This window comes from Haloarcula sp. 1CSR25-25, from assembly GCF_032027985.1.
Taxonomy (GTDB): domain Archaea; phylum Halobacteriota; class Halobacteria; order Halobacteriales; family Haloarculaceae; genus Haloarcula.
The window spans coordinates 118,275-134,929 of record NZ_JAHYBW010000010.1; the positions used below are offsets into that span (position 1 = coordinate 118,275).

Below are 16,655 nucleotides of genomic sequence, written 5' to 3' on the forward strand. Positions count from 1 at the left end.
GGTCGGAATGGGTGAGCCCCGCCGTAGGCTCGTGATTGGATGCCCGAGAAACCAGACGACGACCCGTTTCACGACTGCGAACTAGGTCCCGACGCAGTCCTCGGGACGCGCACCTTCCACGATGTCCTGTTCACCGACGATACCGAGACACCGGTGAACGTGCTCACCGGCGAGACGCCCGCACATTCGCAGGCGACTGTCGAGGAAGCGAAGGCGTTCGCTGCGAGTATCGACACGGATACACCACAAATCGCGCTCCCGGCCTCTGTCGAGACGCAGGTCGAAACCCAGAGCAAGCCCTACACCTCAGCTGCGTTCTTCCACTTCAAGGCGACCGGATCGCTCGAACTGCACCGTGCCTACCACGCCGCGCACGACTCGGATGCGTTCACCGTCGACTTCGATGCCGACTGCGAATCTGGTAAGCTAACCATCACTGCTGAACGAGCGGACGAGCCCTGAGAATCCGTCATCACGAGGAGAATTTTTCGACCACCGGCGATGAGTGCCGGCGCAGCTGAAGCGACCAACGACATCCGCTACGAAGTTCGTCCGTTCGAGACCGTCGAGCGAGCCGTATTCATCGACGAAATTACTGACGAGTTCGCGGCGATCGAGAGTGTGGATACGCTTGAGGAGACTTTGGCTACGATCCGCCGGCAACCGGCTCCTCACGACAGTATACGTCCGTCTCCTCCGGGATCACAGCAGCATATATGTGGGTAGCCGAGCCAGTCACTTCGAGACGCGGATGACGTCGTAGGCCGCACTGTCCGGGTTGTCGGTGCCGAATCGCGCGTTCACGGCGTAGAGACTGTCGCCGAAGTCGGCGACCGTCGTGGGCACATCGAAGGCCGAATCGGTGAGCTCGTCGACCACCTCACCCGCTGTCGCATCCGCCTCGAGCGCGACCTCCGCGATCAGGTTGTTGCGGTTGCGGACGACGTACAGCGTCTGTCCATCCAGCAGGATGCCGTCCCCGTTGGTCACCGTCTCGCCGCCGAGGTCGATCTCCGTCGCGTCGCCCGACTCGGGAGGCACCCGATACAGCCGCCCGGTCGTCGAGTTCACGATGAGGAGATACGCCGCGTCGGAAGCCGCGTCGATTCCGTTGGCGTTGAAGCCGTCGACCGCCTCGAACTCACCGCCGAGCGTGCGTTCCTCGACGGCATCCTGCTCGGGGAGGTCGCCACCCGGGCCCAGTGGAACGACGTAGAACGCCGAACGGAACGAGTCGGTGAAGTACGCCGCCTCCCGCGTCACCACGACGTCGTTCACGAACGTGGCGGGGTCGGTCAGGTCGAACGCCGCGACCGACTCGCCGCTGTCGCCGTCGTACACGAACGCCTGCCCCGTGCTGCCGCCGGCTGCGAAGACGTAGTTGCTGCGCCGGTCGTACGAGAGGCCGATTGCCACGCGGTCGGCGGCCGCCTCGACGAGCACCTCCCCCTCGCCGGTCCGCAGGTCGCCCCGGTAGATGTCGCCGGACGCCAGCGACCCGACGTAGAAGGTGGTACCGCGGCCCGTCGTGATGCCTTCGGGCTGGAACCCATCCGGCAGGGGGATTTCGTCCGGGAACGGCGTGCTCGCGGCCAGCGCGCTCCCAGTTCCAAACCCGAGCAGGCTGGCCCCTGCGAGCCCCTGCAGCACAGTTCGCCGGGTGTAGTCGATGCGATCAACGGTGTCATTGTCTGGTGCCATAGGTAGTATGGGGCTCCCGCGTGGAGGCGTCCCCGCCGACAGTTCGAGGCTGACGGATGGTGATCATGAGCGGCTTGTGATCACTGGTCGCACACGTGGAGAGACGCTCCGAGCTACGGGAACAGTGGATGAACTATCGAGCTGATGCGTTTTAATCATGCAGATTGCGGCAGTACTCGGCACCGGCTTGTTGTCCCACGTACCGGAGGGACAAGCCCGCAGTGGGCACGAAACGTTGTGGCCCTACTTGGACGCCTGAGGCGTGGCCGTGGGGGGTGACGACGACCGGACGTGCGGATACGGGCCCGCCAGCGTCGCAGCACGACGGGTTGTCGCGCCATCAAACTAACCGGCTGCGAACCGGCGCTGTGACATCCCCATGCGGCTGGAGCACGCCAGCCGCGACGAGTTGCACTTCTGTCAGCGCGAGTTGCCGGCCGATACAGGCGTGCGACCCTGCTCCGAACGGGAGATACGCCGGGGTGTCGCTAGGCCATCGGTCGGCCCATCGCGACGGGTCGAACGACTTGAGCGCTCGAACTGCACCGTGCCTACCACGCCGCCTACGACTCCGACGCGTTCAGCACCGACTTCGAGGCCGACTACGAGTCGGGCGACCTGACGATCACCGTCGAGCGGACACGCGACTCCTGAACGCGATCTCGCGAAGCGAGTTTTTTCGAGCGCCGGCGATGGGTGCCGGCGCACCGAGCAGACAAAGCTGAGTAGTGCCCGGTGAGTCGGCGCTCCGAGGTGAACAAAGATGCATATGGTCATCTACGCGTTGGTCGAGGCATCGACAGAAAACGAGGCATTAGCTGCAGGGAGAACGGTGTTCAAACGGTTAGTCGGGTCTGAGCCGCATTTCTGCGCAGTATTCGACTATTTTGTGACCTTTGACAAAGAGGATACGACGGTCGCCGGGAAGGCTCGCTGGGGAGACCTACCGACAGCAGCACCCATCAATTCAGAGGAGGGCGGTGAACTGCTCGATCGAGCCTGGAACGCCACAAAGGAAGAGTTCCAGCGGAATCTCAATCGCGCGAAGGAGGCGCTCGACGAGCTCAGCGACGAGGCGATCATGCGCGACGAGGACCTCGCCCGACACGCCTTCCATCAGGTCGGCGCCTACGAGGGACCATCAGTCCCGATGTACGACCAGCACGCGATGGGGATTCGCCATCGCGATCAGCTCGATCGTGTCCTCGAGGAAGAGGAAGACAGCCAGACACTCTGGATTGTCCCCGCAGACGTCCACTTCTGACGGACAATGCCCAGAATCACAAACTGGTCCCGGGAGAGTCGTACACCAACACTCGTGTATCGAAACACCGAGACTGGAGCGCGAGCTGTTCTACACCGGGCTCCGGATTCATACCGGTACAAGTGGCGCGGGGCAATCCTCGTGGACGGCTATCCGGTGTGGTCGCGAGGCTTCGAGACGAAGGACGCGACAACGTTCCGGGATGCGCTTCGGGAGCGGCCAGCGCCCGAACTGAACTGTCCGGAGTGTCCAAACGACGACGTCCTCGTCGGTGAGAAGACAGCTGATGGAGTGAAGGTACAGCGCTGGTACGACTGTCCGGACTGTGGGTACGAAGCCTCCTCGCGCATCGTCTACGGCCCTGAACGCTGAGAACGTACACACGCAGGGTGTTTTTCGGCCGGGGCCGAGAGAGTGACCCGGTCAAACCGGGTTGGCCCAACAATGAGTCTTGAAGTACTTGACCGACACAGCGGGGCACTGTTCGAATTCCTCTGGTGTCCCGTGTGTGGACACGAGGTATTCAGTCACATTCCCTTCGAGGGAGTGTTCTGCAAGAACTGTAATACGCAGGTCATCCTCCGAGAGTCCCGAGAAGACCGTGGCTACGAGGAGGCTGTGCTCGCGTGCTTCGACACCGACTCGACGTGGAACCTTCACGTCGACGAGAAGCTCCGTCGCGACCTGCCTGACGGCTCGGCACGGGCAAAAATCCTCGGTGCACCGGGTGCCTATGAGATCGACTGGTGGAGTCCAGCACCTGGGGAGGATTGGGAGCCGGTCGGGCGTGGTGAATTCGACGACGTGGAGGAACCAGACGAGGTGTCACATCTCGCGTAGCGGATTGCAATCCCGCTACGACTGTGTGGTGTTGTTTCTGCGCCGGCAATGGGTGCCGGCGCACACGCGCCGGCGGTGATCGATGTCGACACGAAGTCAGCTCCGATTCATCCAACGGAGCGAGCCCGCAGACGAACAGTCCGAAACCGACCGCATCGCACAAATCTACCGCCACTCGGACGGGTATCCCGATAGCGTCCTCCGTGACCTTGTCCAGCTGAAGCAGCTGCTCGACGAGACACGAACAGAGCGCGGGCCTGCGTACGCCGCTGCCCAGTTCCTGTTCCTCGACACGCTCTCGGCGATGACCCTCTACGTGGATGAAGGGCGTGACCGGAGCATCCACGCTGACCACCCCTCGGATCTCCTCGACCCGGACAATATGGAGCACCTCGACCAGCCGATGTTCCTGCTGGGACACGGTGTCGAGAACCCGGCCGACGGCATTCACGGCGACGAAGAGTACCTCTACGTCGTCGAGCTCCCGACCCGGAACCCGTTCGAGGACCCCTCGGAGTGGACCGTCAAGGTGAGTGGTCACTCCGCCTTCCCGCGCTGGGATGGCCCGACCGAGGAAGCCTTCGAGCGGGCCAGCTGGCAGTTCCACGGCCCGCTTGAGCACGCGTTCGAAAAGATCGTCGCCGAGCCGGCGTGAACGCTCAGCCCGCTCAGATGATGCCGCCGATGACGAGTAGTCCGACGACGACCAGCAGCGTCGCGACAACGCTTCCCCCGGCCAGCCACTTGTTCTCCATCGCCTTCTCGTGAAGCGGCATCACGGCGTACTTCTCGCGGAACGCTTCGAGGTTCTCCTCGTCGTAGAAGTACTTCGTCTTCAGCGCGAACCGTTCCGTCCTCGCACAGCCCGTACAGATCGGCTCGCCTTCCAGCCGCTCCGTTTTGATGTGGCTGGTGCAGGCGATGGCCCCGCAGTTCGGACAGTAGGTGTACGTCTCGTCGCCGCCGCTCGTGTCACAATGGACGCAGCGGTGGATGCCGTCCTCCGCTGTCACTCGTGACGGGCCTGCCGCGTAGTACTCGTAGGGATAGGTGTACTCCTGGAGGTCGGTCGTGTGCCGAACCTCGGGGAGGTATACGGGCTCGATCGACTGCACGGAGATGTCCGAGAGATTCGGCTCACACGTCTTGTTGTACGTGACGTTATTATCGCCGGTGTAGGTCACCGACGTCGTGTGGTAATCCTGGAGGCGGTCAACAGCCCACTCCTTGTACTCCGTTTGGGTCTGGCCGAACCGGCGCTCGTCGACATCGTCGAATACCTCGGTAAACTGCCCAGTATCGAGGGGGACCGTCGCGTGGAAGTTCTCGGTGACCAGCGTCGCGACATCGTCGTCGGCCACCTTCGGATGGCCGCGCTCAGCGTGGACAACGAACTGTGTGCGGTCGTTGATCCGGTGGATGACACCGACTGAGGTCTCGAAGACAGCGTTCGTGTCGGCGGTGATCGCAACCACCGGTCGGAACGTCACTTGCGAGTGCGGCACCGGCAGATCCGCGGCCTCAATGTTCTCGATGTCGCGGAACGCCTCCTGGACAGGTGCGTCGACATCCGCCGCCGGATCGTACGGTCGGAGCGTCTCGTCACAGAGGATCTCGATGCGCCCGTTGTAGAGATCGAGACCGATTTTGTCGGCGATCTCCCGAAGGTCCTCGCCGTCGATCAGCTCGATGGGATAGGGATCGTCGTTCCGCTGGAGCCGGTCAGCGTACTCCTCGGCAGGGTTCGTAAATCGACCTGTGGTGGCGACCATCCCGCGTTTCGGGCTGTCGAAGTCGAACGTCGCGATGGCCGAGTGCAGCTTCTGGACGACCGGCCGGCCGACCGTCCCGGTGTGCTTGCACTCGACGATGATCGCCCGTCGCGTGCCGTCGACGACCTCCTCCATGATGACGTCGCGCCCCTCGTCGGCCGTCCGCTCGGCCTGGCGGACGTTTTCGTAGCCGAGGTTCCGGAAGACGTCCTCCATCACGTCCTCGAACTCAAATCCCGAGAGGTCGTCCAGTATAGCCATCCGAATGTAATTGGACAGTATCTTGCTATGACTATATACGTTGCCGACGGTGGCGACGAAGTCGCGACGACATGAGCGTTGTTGTTCGTCCCGCAAGGGGTGCGGGACGACACATCCGTCCCGGGTAACCGATGAGTTCTGAGAGCAACAGCGAGAGCGCCCCCGACAACTGGTGGTTGTATCGACGAACAGACGACGACCATTTCGTGTTCGCCTACGAGTTCTCGAAATCCGTCCTCTGCCACGTCCAGCAATCCTCGGACTGGCTGGTCCGGGTCGATCGAGCCGATGGAACGATCCTCTTCAGCCAGTACGATCTCCGGTCCCGAGAGGCAGCATTCGCGCTCGCCGAGAGCGTCATGGAGCTCTGTACGCTGCTCCATCGGGAGGTCGTCACAGAGCGGAGCCAAGCGCGAAAGCCGATGTACGTCGGGTCCCGACCAACCGGGACCGCGAGTGCGAGCAATCAGGAAGCCGGACGCGGTCCAGACACCGCCCGTCGACCGTTGGACTCCCGTCCCCGTCAGCCCCTAGAACGACCACGAGGTATGGGTCACTGGGAGGGTGGGTTTCGATGACCGGCGGCCGAGCGTACCGCGGTGAACGCTGTATGGGTGGACAGCTGGTGTACACGCCCGATGGCGACGTGCTGGACAAGCACCTCCACGTCCTACGCCGCGCCCCTGGCGGGTTCGACTGGGGACCACAGGCTGACGAGGCCCGCATCGATCAACTCGCGATCGCGCTGCTGGCCGATTCAGCGACGAAGAACATCGCGCTCGACCACTACAAGGAGTTCGCGCAGTACCTGCGTGAAGAGCTCGAGGGTGACGAGTGGCGGCTCCCGACCAGCGACATTTCGGCCGATACCTGGTCGCGAGACATCGACGTGGCTGATGAGACGCCCTCACCGGAGGACGTCGACATCACGGCGGTCGATTTCGACGAGATGACCTTCGCCGTCGAGCGGGCGCTCTGCGAGCAGCACGACATCAGCATCCACCAGAGCGTCGACGACCGCCGCGAGGAACTGGAAGACGCCCGCCAGGCAGTCCAATCAGAAACTACCGACTCGGAGGAGTCACAGACCGACACCGGCGGGTTCGAGTTCCCCGCAGCTAGCCAGTAGGGACGGTGAGGGCGTTTCCGGCTCTGTTTGTAGAACCCCCGAGAGGGGTGCGGGGGTCACCACTCCCGCAACGTACCGATGAACGGGAACGCACGACGCCCCACGTCGAACGTAGTCCAGACAGAAGCGCTCGCTAACCGTCGCGACGACTCCGTCGAATACGTCGGCTTTCGCATCGACGGCCAGGCCGTCATTCTGAATCTCTCCGAACACCAGCGTCTCACTCCTGATCGAAGTCTCGATCTGGTCAACCACAGCCCGACAGGCTTCGAGTGGGGATACGCTGGAAGCGGGCCCGCACAGCTCGCCTGTGGGCTCCTCCTCGACTACTACAACGACGCCCAGGTCGCGAAAGAACACTACATCGGGTTCCAGAATTGCGTGATCAGCCAGCTCGAGTGTGACGGCCCGGCGGCGTGCTGGCACCTCACCGGCGAAGAAATCGACGCGGCGATGGCGACGATCGCCGACGACGTCGTCGCCCTTCCCGACGGCGGGGGGCCGTCACCGACACTCCCCGAGAACTGGCGAACGGTCACTCGCCCTGACCGGCGAGTCTTCCAGCGGGCTGATCGCGACCACTACATCGTGCTCAGCGAGGGGACCGACGGCTGGCTGGCCGTCCTCTGTAGTCAGGGCGATCGCGCCTACCCAGCACCCCTAGCGAGCCGGACGGTTTCGGACGATGCCGATGTCGAGCAGGCCATCCGGGCCCTGGCCGACGAGAGCAACAACCTCATCGAGCCACCGGAGGGGGAGTGCTGATGGAGACAATTCGGCTGTCACGAGCCACCCACCAGCTGCTCGAACGCGGGGTCGAGGCGCTCGAGAAAATCGGTCGCGAACTGGAGCGGTACAACGACCGGCAAGAGCAGACTGACGGCACCGACTCGTGACTCAGACACGTTCTCCCGGCCAGCGGCGGGGTACCGGGTTCCAGTACACGCGCACTCCCGAGGGGTGCTCGTGTCCCATTCATCGCGATGGACATGGGCGGTCACTGTTCGCCGTACGTCACTGCTGCTGAGGAAGCACGCTCCCACTTATGTTCGAATCCAGGGGGTGCAGAGCCCATCCACTCTAACAAGGCATCCGCGTCCGATTCGTTGAACCGGAGAAGATTCTGTCCAACAACGGGATTGAATCCGTGTTCGCGGAATAGGTCGGCCATAGACTCCAGATCGTAGGTCACGCTGTGAAGCCGTACGGTGGCGCTGCCGCTGGTGGAATAATTATGCCCGAGTCCTCCATCTGAAACGTACCACATACGAGCCATCTCTGGTGTAAGCGATAGATCGGAGGGCAACGTTTTCTCCCCGTTCGGATAGAATCGGCGACGGAGCCGGTCACAAAACGGATGAGTGTGAGAGGTGAGCCGATAGACTGCTTGGTAGTTGTCGGGGTCATCAGTAGCCTTCTCCAGCCCACTGGTCGCCGCAGATTCGTCGGGCGATAAGCTTTGAACAACACCCGTCGAAAACCACCCCAACTGCTCATCGACCCACTTCAAGAACTCCTGATTCACCAAGCAAAGTACGAACTGATGCATCTTCCCGTCTGGTTGTGCGCTGACACAGCCATCACCGAGTAACAGTCCGATCAGACGCCTCTGAGTCTGGCGTTCTAAATCTGGACGGTGGCCCGTGGCTCTGAAATGGACTCCCAATCCAGCATGGCCATCAAAGGTTCGTCCGCAAGTCGGACAATCTACGGCTTCGCTCTCGGTTGGATGGTCAGAAAGATGGGCAGTAAGCTCTGATCGGCGGGCGAACGAGTTGGTACACCAAGCCATCGGGCAGTCGTAAACTGCGTTATCGGTTAACGACTCTCCGTGAGCGTGATAATGATGACGTCGCATACCAGGGCGACTATCAAATATTTCCCCACAGGTAGGGCATCTTGTCATCTCCTCCTGTCTGGGATGATTCGTGGTATGCCGCTGGAGTTGATCTCTGTCTTCGAACGTGCGTTCACACCACTGAATCGGACACTCGTACCCAGCAATACTCTCGCCATGTGATGTCGCGTGGTGAGTCGCTACTGCCCGAGGGCTAGCATAGGTGTTCCCACAAGTCGGGCAAGTCGCACCGTCACTACCGAGACCGTGATGCTGTTCAACATGTTCGTCGCGGTCTCCGCTTCGCTTGAATTCCCGCTGACAGCCCTCGATGGTACACTCAAATCCTGCAAGACTCCCCTCGTGGGCCTGTGCGTAATGGACAGACAGCCCTATACGGGAATCAAAAGACTGCTCACAATCTGGGCATCCGTGCTCGCTCACAGGTCACTGCAGAGCTATCTCCGGCATGGTATTTGAATAGTCGGACGGGATTGGTAGAGGCCTCACAGGAATAGATTCGGCTTCAATAACCAGTCTTCAGGCAGTTTTGAACCCGGCACTCTTTCCGCAGTTCCGTCCTTCGTTAGCCAACAGTCGGCCATTTCCTAGTACAGTGTTGGTTAACGTGGTGTTGTTGTTTCGCCCGGCAGAGGGGCGCAGGGCGCGAGACGATGCAGGTGGCCGTCGATGAGCGTTCCTGCGTCGAGGTGACTGAGATGAAAGACCCAGAGTCGAGAACCATCTTCGCTGGCGTCGATGGATGTACCGACACCGAACTACCCGAGTGGTATCGTCAGCGTCACGGCGGCAAAGACACCGTGAGCTTCGCTGAGGCGATCCGCGACCTCCCGCAGGCCGTCGAGTCGACCGTGGCCTACAAGAATCCGCACACCGACGAGTGGGTCGAGACGGAGCGGTTCAACGCGCTCGTCGAGCCGAGTCGCGCTCGAGAGCAGGCCCGTGAGGAGGACGCCGAAACGGATTCCTTGTTCCATATTCCGACCGACTCGTACTCGATCATCAACCCGGTCGACGTCTACGGCCCCCTGGAAGAGGTCCTCCGCGAGGAGACCATCGACGGGACGCCGCTGGGCGAGGTGATGTTCGGCGAGATTCGGCGCTACCGGGGCGGCGGCGAGGTCCACATGGACATTATGTTCGACGGCCTCGAAGTGCGCCTGCCCGGCCGGTCGGACCCGATCACGATGGGCGTCACGTCGGGCTACGACTTCTTCGGCGAGCACGCCGTCTACGTGGAAGGGTTCGCTCAGGATGGCTACTGCTCGAACACGATGCGCTCGCTCACCGACAAGGAGATCATCAAACACATCGGCGGCGTCCGGAACTTCCGGACCTGGTGGGAAGATATCCTCGCACAGGTCGAACTCGTCGCCGACGACCTCTTCGAGTTCATCCGGGACGCCCAGAATATCGACCTCAACTTCTCGGAGCTCCCGTTCACCGTCACGGAGTTCTACAGCCTGCTGGGCTTCCCGGACTACCTGGCCGAGCGCGCCGCGAGTGATGCGGAGGTCAACGCGGCCTCACCCGTCGAGATCGATATGTGGACGCTACATTCCGGGGCGACGTACGCGCTCACGCACTTCTTCCAGGGCAAGGAGGGCGCATCGCTGGACGGCTACGTTCGCACGGCCAACGACATCCTGTTCAACCCAGAAGGTACCATCGAGCGTGTCGAGCGTGCCTACGAGGAGGAGCTGGAGGCGGACGGCGACGACGGGTCGCAGGCGTCGCTCGCCGGCGAGCGGGCGCTCGCAAGCATTGAACGCGTCAGCGACGACCTGCAAGAGAAGGTCGACCAGTTCGAGGAGCGTGAGGATGCGCTCCGTGAGCGGTTCCAAGACGCGATGGGCTGACGTCGCGACGAGGCTGTAGTCGGCGGTCTGTTTCTCTCGCCCTCGAGGGGTGGAGGCCAACAGAGATGGCTCAGTCTACGGATACCGACGAAGGCGATGACGGGTTCCCGCCTGAGAAACGCCTCGAAGCGCCGAATCATCGCCTGATCGAGGCCGGGATTGCGACGATTCCTGATATGGAGACGCTCCGGGACTGCGTCGCGTACGAGAACGCTCACCAGAATCGAACGCCGATCCTGAAGCGACTCGAGCGCAAGGCAGCTGAACTCCGCGAGGCAGAGGACGAAGAGTAACCCCGTTAACCCACAGCACCTCGCCGGTTCCCGGAGTTGTTGGTTAATCAAAGGTTTGTCAGCCACCCCCGGAAGGGTGCGGGGTGTGGAGCCCGCGGAGTCGCATTCATGTCCATTCTCAAGAGCCACAGCAGTCCCACGGCCAGCCAAATCGCCGCTGCCCGTCAGGTAGAGTTCGTGGCCTTCCTTCATCGACTCCCGTTCGCGCTCGACGCTTTCAGACTCGGGTATCTCCCTGGTTTCCGAGAGGACTGTGGGTATCAAGCAGACCAGTATCAGGACCTCACCCTCTCGGTCGGAATGTTGGACAACGACTTCCGGAACCCCGATCTGGAACGGTTCGTCGATCGGTTCTTCGAGTACGAGCCTCAGGTCGGAGTCATCGGCGACGTCTACGACCCCGCCCACGTCGACGACCACATTGCTGCCGCTCGCGAGATTCAGGGCAGCTTTCCCGATGCCGAGCTCATCATCGTCCCGAAATCCCAGGCAGTGATCGACGCGATTCCAGATGATATCGTTCTCGGGTATTCACGCGGGTACGCCGACCGCCTCGCCCACGAGTTCTCCGACCCGGCTGATTGGAGAGGGCGACACGTCCATATTCTCGGAGGGAGTCCGCCGAAGCAACTTGACGCCATTCGACAGCTGACCCGGCCGACACTCACGGACGATCCACCGGCCGACATCGTCGGCGTCGACTGGAACGGACTGCATCGAGGCGCGCAGTTCGGTGAGTTCTGGACGGCCGACGGCTGGGACGACAGCGGTCGCGACGCCGACCACGTCACCGTCCGAAAGACCGTGCGCCACAGCCTCGCCCGCATCCGCGAGTTCTGGGAGGCCCACGGTGTCTGGCCCGAATCGACACCCCAAGACGACGGGTTGGGCGTCGAGTACGAAGGGCCGCGGCCTGCCGACCTCGAGCAAGCGGCCTGTACCGAGTGCGGAACGAACGTCTGGCGAACCCGGCGCGGTCCCTATGTCGCCGAATACGATACTGGCGCAATCTGTGGCTACTGCAGCTACGAGTGCTACTTCAGCCACCGTCACCGGAACAACCTCGAGGAAATCGCCGGCGAGCAGAGTGTCTACTTGCCGCCGGCGTGAGAGACACGATCCACTACTCAGCGGGAAGCCAGGGGTCGGAGCGCAGAACCCATTTAGCGGGTGAGCGACTACACAGGGTAATGGACGAGTCGCCTTCCACACAGACCGAATCTCGCATCTACACGGCGCCGCGAACGGACATCTCGCAAAACCAGGGCAAGTTCCGGATCCACTTCAACTTCCCCGGCCGCGCCGTCCCCGATCACGACGACCACGGGTACGGGCCCCTGGCAACCGTCGTCGAGTCGTTCATGGACCCCGGAACCCTGATCCGGATGCACCAGCACAAAAACGAGGAGATCATCTCGTGGGTGCCCGAGGGCGTGATGCGCCACGACGACCGCCAGGGCAACCAGTTGGTCACTGATTCCGACCATCTGATGGTGATGAACGCCGGCAGCGGCTTCTGGCACGCCGAGGAGACGCTGGCCGACGACCCGCCCCTGCGGATGCTCCAGATCTTCGTGCGCCCGCACAGCCTCGACCTCGAACCGGGCATCCAGCACGAGCCGATTCCCGACCCGATCGCCGGCGAGTGGCGTCACCTGTTCGGTCCTGAGGGCACCGACGCCCCGCTGTCCGTTCGGAATGACGTCGACTTCTACGACTGCCGCCTCGTCGACGGGGCCACGACCACGCTTCCGTCGCAACCGGGCCGCCACACCTACTTGTACGTCTTCGACGGGGCCGTCGAGGTCGGCGATGAGCCGGTCGGGTACACCGAGAGCGCACTCGTGACCGGCGACAACGACGTGGCCGTCACTGCAACCGAGGACGCCACTATCGTCGCGTTCAGCATCAATCCGGACGCACCGATTACACGCCAAGGCACCATCGGCCGCTGAGACACCCGAAGAGATCGCCGGCAAGCAGAGCGTCTACCTCCCGCCGGCGTGACGTAGATGGGGGTCGATTCTCATCCCAATCATCCCGATCCGAATGGTGAGCTGGGATTTCTCAGTTCTTAGGCTATGAGAACCCACGCCACCCCGAAGGCAAGCAGAGACGCGGTCAGATTGGCGAGCGCATTCAAGAATGCTGCTCTCTGTTCGGCCTGCTCCCAGAGGCTAACGGTCTGAAAGCTAAACGATGAGAATGTCGTGAAAGCCCCACAGAATCCGACACTCACCAAGAGGAGGATGTCGGAATCACTCACCCCGAAAATGACTGAACCGAGGATGAAGCTCCCGAGTGCGTTTACGACGAGGGTTGCCCATGGGAACGACGTATTGTCGATCAGCTGCCCAACCACATAGCGTAGGACTGCACCAACTGCCCCGCCAATACTGATGAGCAGAACCTCCATTAGTCATCCCCCGGCGACGGCGGCTGAATTGCAGTTGTAGACGTTCTGGTTACGATTTTTCGACTGACGAGGACTCCACCAAACCCGGATGCGTAACTGGCGATAATATAGGGGACGGCAAGTTCCGGTGCAGTCAACGCAATATCGGCCACGAACGTGCTGTAGGTCGTAAATGAGGCGAAGAAGCCCGTTCCGAAGACATAACGCAGCCGTTTCGTGAGGAACTCATCTGCTCGAGCATCAAAGAGGAGTAACCCGAGTCCGAAGCTCCCGATGGTATTGACAAGGAGTGTGACTAGGAGTGCGTCACCCGCTGCTGCCCCGACAGCGTATCGAAGGTTCGCACCAACGATGCCACCAAGTGCAATCAATACGATCGCTTCCCCGTGCCGAATGAGTTGTCTCCGTAGCATCTGATGAGCCGAAAGTAGGAGTCATCAGCCGTATCGGCGGTTGGGGAAGGCGGACTCCATCGCCCGTGTTTCACTTCTGTCTCCGGTGATTGGACAAATAAACGCACCGTTCTCCAGAATATTGAATGACTGCTGAAAACAGGACTTCGGCGTAAATCACCATTGAGAGTTGTCAGGAGAGGCCGTCTGTTTCGACTGTTTTTCGTGCCCCCAGAGAGGGCGAGGGCTCCTTCGAAAGCTCTCAGAGGTGACTTCCAGTGAGTCAACAACAGAGTCCCGACAACGTATCGGTCAACGATATTCCCGTCGATATCGACAACACGCAATCAGCGGAGGTCGATCCCGCCGACGTCCCCGACAAAATCGAATCCATTACCCGTGGGCTCGCCGGTGAGCAGCCGCCGACGAATCCCATAGTGGTTCTCAAAGCAGCCCGGTGGTGGTATCTACACGGCAAGGGCGGGACAGATCCCGCCTTCCAGTGGGCCATCGAGTGGGCGCGTCATCTTGCGACCGACACGCCCAGTGACGTCGAGCGGTTCGACGAGTTCCTCGAGTACCTCGTCTCGGTTGGCTTTGCGGACGAACGCCACGAGCTCCGCTGATCGAAGCCCATAGTCTGGATCGCGGGAGAGCGTAGCTCAGTCACTCTGCCCAACATCAAAGAACTGGTTTGGCGAATCCGGCACTAACCAGGTGGGGACAACTCGCGTGAGGACGACCATCCCCGTCAGTTCGACGAGCGTCTGGGTGACGACGACCGCTGGTGCGAGCGCATAGCCTGACGGCAGCGCGAGCGCCAGCGGAAGAATGACCAGCGAGTTCCGCGTGACGGAGGTGAAGACGAGCGCTCGACTCTCGCCAGCCTCCATTCCCAGCACGCCCGCCACGAATCGACCAAGTAGCGGCATAATGACCAAGAACGCCACGTAGACAGGAACGACCGACGCGATCTGTCCGATCGAATCCTGCACGCGCGGCAGCTGGGAGGCGATGACGACGAACAGCGTCGCCCCCATCATCGGGACCGGCAACCACCCCATCGTGTCCTGCCACTGTGCACCGCGGCTGGAGCGCTCCGCCCAGTATTCGGTCACCCACGCGAGCGTCAGTGGCAGCGCGATGATGACGACGAACGCCTCGATGAACGGCCCGGCCTCGATGAACTCGGCCACCTGCTGTCCCATGAACAGCCAGAGGTACAGCGGGAGCAACAGTAGCTGAATGAGCATCAGTGCCGGCGTCGCGGCCGTGATCTGTTCGGCGTCACCGCCGGCGAGTTCAGTGAACGTGATGACGTAGTCGATACACGGCGTCAGCAATACCATGAACGCGCCAACGAGGATGACTGGCTCTTGCGGGAGGAACCGCGTGAGGCCGAATACGACGACCGGCACGACCAAGAAGTTCATCCCAAGTGCAGCCGCCATGAATCGGCCGTTTCGGAACGCCCGCCGAATCCGGACAAATGGAATTTCGAGGAACGTGACGTACAACAGTACGGCTAAGACAGGATTGATGAGCGGTTCCAGCACAGAACTCGCACTCGGGAGCCCAAGCCCGACCCCAATCGCGAGGAGAACGGCGACGGCGTAGATCGCGACCTGATTGTGCTGAATCCACTGTTTCGAGAGTATGGTCATAGATGAGCGGAGAGGGGGGCCAGTACCGACATCAATCAATCCGACCCTCGTTTTGTAGAGATGGTAGGAGCAGTCGTAAGTTCCCATCGGTGACCGAGCTGTCGTAAGAGTTCTTCGAGTGTTCTCCCGCAGAGTCGGCATAACCAGTCAGCTGCCCTGTGGAGATGTGTTTTTGAACGCCCCTGAGGGGTGCGGCGCGGTCTGAACAGATGCAGTCGCCGTGAACGTGATTCGGACAACACAATGGCTACGACCAGTGATTCGTCGGTCTCCTTCGACCAGACCGACACACGATCCGACGAGATGAACAGTACGATCGAACAGTGGATCGACGACCTCGTCGCCGGCGTCGACGACGCGCAGGCCAGCGCGGAGTTCCAGGAGTGGCTTGACGTCCAGAGTCGATTCCACGACTACTCGTATCGGAACACGCTCCTGATCAAGCGGCAGTGTCCCGAGGCGAGCCGGGTGGCGGGCTACCGGACGTGGCAGGAGGAGTTCGACCGCCACGTCAAGGAGGGTGAGTCAGCCATCTGGATCTGGGCGCCAATCATCACGAAGCAGTGCCCGGAGTGCGAGAACTCGCCGAGCTACCACGAGGACAGCGACTGTGACTACGATGAGACGCCGCCTGAGGAGTGGTCCGAGGGCCTGGTCGGATTCAAGCCTGCGCCGGTGTTCGATGTCTCCCAGACCGAAGGCGAGCCGCTTCCCGACCTAGACACTGAAGCGACCGGGGACGCCAGCGATCTCGTCGAACAGTTGACTGACGCCGCTGACGACCTCGGCGTGACGGTGCGGATCGTTCCAGCCGAGGAGTGGACCCACGGCGAGGCGAAGGGTATCTGTGAGCAGCTGAGCCTCGTCGACGTTCAGCCGCTCGTCGAGGTGCGTGATCGGGAGAACGAGGCCGACCTCGCGCGGACGCTGATTCACGAGTACGCCCACGCTCTGCTCCACTTCGACGTCGACGACGACACCGAGCGGGCAAAACGCGAAGTCGAGGCCGAAGCCGTCGCATATGTCGTCGGGCGCTACTGCGGGCTCGACACCAGTGGGTCAGCGTTCTACCTCGCTGCGTGGGAGTCGGACGACCCCGAGGTCGTTCGCGAGCGGCTTGGACGGATTAGTCGAACGGCAGAAGAGCTCATCGACGTTCTCGAGAGCGAATCCTCGTCCCAACCCAATTAACCAACAGAATGATGG

At 61.7% G+C, this 16,655-nt stretch carries 21 protein-coding genes, 1 pseudogene and 1 riboswitch; of the genes and pseudogenes, 15 read left to right on the top strand and 7 right to left on the bottom strand.

Annotation, left to right across the window (positions count from 1 at the left end; translation table 11 throughout):
- Window positions 1-39: 39 nt before the first annotated feature.
- Window positions 40-462 carry a hypothetical protein gene (locus KZ498_RS21540; RefSeq protein ID WP_312621501.1) on the top strand — a complete coding sequence of 141 codons (423 nt, stop codon included), beginning with the start codon at window positions 40-42 and terminating at the stop codon, window positions 460-462.
- Between the two features lie 273 nt (window positions 463-735).
- Here the strand turns inward: KZ498_RS21540 and KZ498_RS21545 are convergent, their stop codons facing one another.
- Both KZ498_RS21545 and KZ498_RS21550 read right to left on the bottom strand, forming a co-directional pair.
- Window positions 736-1,701, bottom strand: coding sequence for a hypothetical protein (locus KZ498_RS21545; protein WP_312621503.1), 966 nt, complete (start codon window positions 1,699-1,701; stop codon window positions 736-738).
- A gap of 340 nt (window positions 1,702-2,041) precedes the next feature.
- Window positions 2,042-2,215: pseudogene (locus KZ498_RS21550) on the bottom strand (cytochrome P450); the annotation flags it as partial.
- A gap of 249 nt (window positions 2,216-2,464) precedes the next feature.
- Between KZ498_RS21550 and KZ498_RS21555 the strand changes: the two are divergent.
- From KZ498_RS21555 to KZ498_RS21570, 4 genes are all read left to right on the top strand, one after another.
- Window positions 2,465-2,965, top strand: a complete 501-nt coding sequence (locus KZ498_RS21555) for a hypothetical protein (protein ID WP_312621504.1) — start codon at window positions 2,465-2,467, stop codon at window positions 2,963-2,965.
- A 6-nt stretch (window positions 2,966-2,971) separates the two neighbouring features.
- Window positions 2,972-3,337 (top strand): hypothetical protein, encoded by a 366-nt coding sequence (locus KZ498_RS21560; protein WP_312621506.1) that lies wholly within the window; start codon window positions 2,972-2,974, stop codon window positions 3,335-3,337.
- 72 nt (window positions 3,338-3,409) lie between these two features.
- On the top strand, window positions 3,410-3,805 hold the full coding sequence (locus KZ498_RS21565) for a hypothetical protein (RefSeq protein WP_312621507.1): 396 nt from the start codon (window positions 3,410-3,412) through the stop codon (window positions 3,803-3,805).
- Between the two features lie 82 nt (window positions 3,806-3,887).
- Complete coding sequence (locus tag KZ498_RS21570; RefSeq protein ID WP_312621508.1) at window positions 3,888-4,460, top strand: hypothetical protein; 573 nt, start codon at window positions 3,888-3,890, stop codon at window positions 4,458-4,460.
- A gap of 13 nt (window positions 4,461-4,473) precedes the next feature.
- Here KZ498_RS21570 and KZ498_RS21575 read toward each other — a convergent pair whose 3' ends face one another.
- On the bottom strand, window positions 4,474-5,838 hold the full coding sequence (locus KZ498_RS21575; RefSeq protein WP_312621509.1) for a restriction endonuclease: 1,365 nt from the start codon (window positions 5,836-5,838) through the stop codon (window positions 4,474-4,476).
- A gap of 131 nt (window positions 5,839-5,969) precedes the next feature.
- On the opposite strand from KZ498_RS21575, the gene KZ498_RS21580 reads away from it, so the two are divergent.
- The 4 genes from KZ498_RS21580 (at window position 5,970) to KZ498_RS21595 (ending at window position 7,863) form a co-directional block, all read left to right on the top strand.
- Complete coding sequence (locus KZ498_RS21580; protein ID WP_312621510.1) at window positions 5,970-6,416, top strand: hypothetical protein; 447 nt, start codon at window positions 5,970-5,972, stop codon at window positions 6,414-6,416.
- Window positions 6,413-6,967 (top strand): DUF6166 domain-containing protein, encoded by a 555-nt coding sequence (locus tag KZ498_RS21585; protein WP_310930727.1) that lies wholly within the window; start codon window positions 6,413-6,415, stop codon window positions 6,965-6,967. The genes KZ498_RS21580 and KZ498_RS21585 overlap by 4 nt, the downstream gene beginning before the upstream one ends.
- Window positions 6,968-7,045: 78 nt before the next feature.
- Window positions 7,046-7,732 (top strand): DUF6166 domain-containing protein, encoded by a 687-nt coding sequence (locus tag KZ498_RS21590; RefSeq protein ID WP_312621515.1) that lies wholly within the window; start codon window positions 7,046-7,048, stop codon window positions 7,730-7,732.
- Window positions 7,732-7,863, top strand: a complete 132-nt coding sequence (locus KZ498_RS21595) for a hypothetical protein (RefSeq protein WP_255511576.1) — start codon at window positions 7,732-7,734, stop codon at window positions 7,861-7,863. Before KZ498_RS21590 ends, KZ498_RS21595 begins: the two co-directional genes overlap by 1 nt.
- 101 nt (window positions 7,864-7,964) lie before the next feature.
- On the opposite strand, the gene KZ498_RS21600 is transcribed toward KZ498_RS21595, so the two are convergent.
- The gene (locus KZ498_RS21600) at window positions 7,965-8,873 is read right to left on the bottom strand and encodes a C2H2-type zinc finger protein (RefSeq protein WP_312621518.1); all 909 of its coding nucleotides are present in this window, start codon (window positions 8,871-8,873) and stop codon (window positions 7,965-7,967) included.
- Window positions 8,874-9,523: 650 nt separating this feature from the next.
- Between KZ498_RS21600 and KZ498_RS21605 the strand changes: the two genes are divergently transcribed.
- From KZ498_RS21605 to KZ498_RS21620, 4 genes are all read left to right on the top strand, one after another.
- Window positions 9,524-10,684, top strand: a complete 1,161-nt coding sequence (locus tag KZ498_RS21605) for a hypothetical protein (protein ID WP_396276167.1) — start codon at window positions 9,524-9,526, stop codon at window positions 10,682-10,684.
- Window positions 10,685-10,749: 65 nt separating this feature from the next.
- Window positions 10,750-10,977: a hypothetical protein gene (locus KZ498_RS21610; RefSeq protein WP_312621520.1), complete on the top strand. Its 228-nt coding sequence runs from the start codon at window positions 10,750-10,752 to the stop codon at window positions 10,975-10,977.
- Window positions 10,978-11,085: 108 nt separating this feature from the next.
- Window positions 11,086-12,087 carry a DUF6610 family protein gene (locus KZ498_RS21615; protein ID WP_312621521.1) on the top strand — a complete coding sequence of 334 codons (1,002 nt, stop codon included), beginning with the start codon at window positions 11,086-11,088 and terminating at the stop codon, window positions 12,085-12,087.
- 80 nt (window positions 12,088-12,167) lie between these two features.
- Window positions 12,168-12,932, top strand: coding sequence for a pirin family protein (locus tag KZ498_RS21620; protein ID WP_312621523.1), 765 nt, complete (start codon window positions 12,168-12,170; stop codon window positions 12,930-12,932).
- A 119-nt stretch (window positions 12,933-13,051) separates the two neighbouring features.
- On the opposite strand, the gene crcB is transcribed toward KZ498_RS21620, so the two are convergent.
- Together crcB and KZ498_RS21630 are read right to left on the bottom strand one after the other, a co-directional pair.
- Window positions 13,052-13,393, bottom strand: a complete 342-nt coding sequence (gene crcB / locus KZ498_RS21625; RefSeq protein ID WP_312621525.1) for a fluoride efflux transporter CrcB — start codon at window positions 13,391-13,393, stop codon at window positions 13,052-13,054.
- A complete protein-coding gene (locus tag KZ498_RS21630; RefSeq protein WP_396276168.1) occupies window positions 13,393-13,764 on the bottom strand; it encodes a fluoride efflux transporter FluC in 372 nt (123 codons plus the stop codon). Before KZ498_RS21630 ends, crcB begins: the two co-directional genes overlap by 1 nt.
- A gap of 50 nt (window positions 13,765-13,814) precedes the next feature.
- Window positions 13,815-13,879: riboswitch (Fluoride riboswitch) on the bottom strand.
- A gap of 184 nt (window positions 13,880-14,063) precedes the next feature.
- Here KZ498_RS21630 and KZ498_RS21635 point away from each other — a divergent pair.
- Window positions 14,064-14,411, top strand: coding sequence for a hypothetical protein (locus KZ498_RS21635; RefSeq protein WP_312621528.1), 348 nt, complete (start codon window positions 14,064-14,066; stop codon window positions 14,409-14,411).
- Between the two features lie 36 nt (window positions 14,412-14,447).
- Here the strand turns inward: KZ498_RS21635 and KZ498_RS21640 are convergent, their stop codons facing one another.
- Window positions 14,448-15,449, bottom strand: a complete 1,002-nt coding sequence (locus KZ498_RS21640) for an arsenic resistance protein (RefSeq protein ID WP_312621529.1) — start codon at window positions 15,447-15,449, stop codon at window positions 14,448-14,450.
- A 243-nt stretch (window positions 15,450-15,692) separates the two neighbouring features.
- Here KZ498_RS21640 and KZ498_RS21645 point away from each other — a divergent pair, with 243 nt between their 5' ends.
- Window positions 15,693-16,640, top strand: coding sequence for an ArdC-like ssDNA-binding domain-containing protein (locus KZ498_RS21645; RefSeq protein ID WP_312621530.1), 948 nt, complete (start codon window positions 15,693-15,695; stop codon window positions 16,638-16,640).
- Window positions 16,641-16,655: the final 15 nt, after the last annotated feature.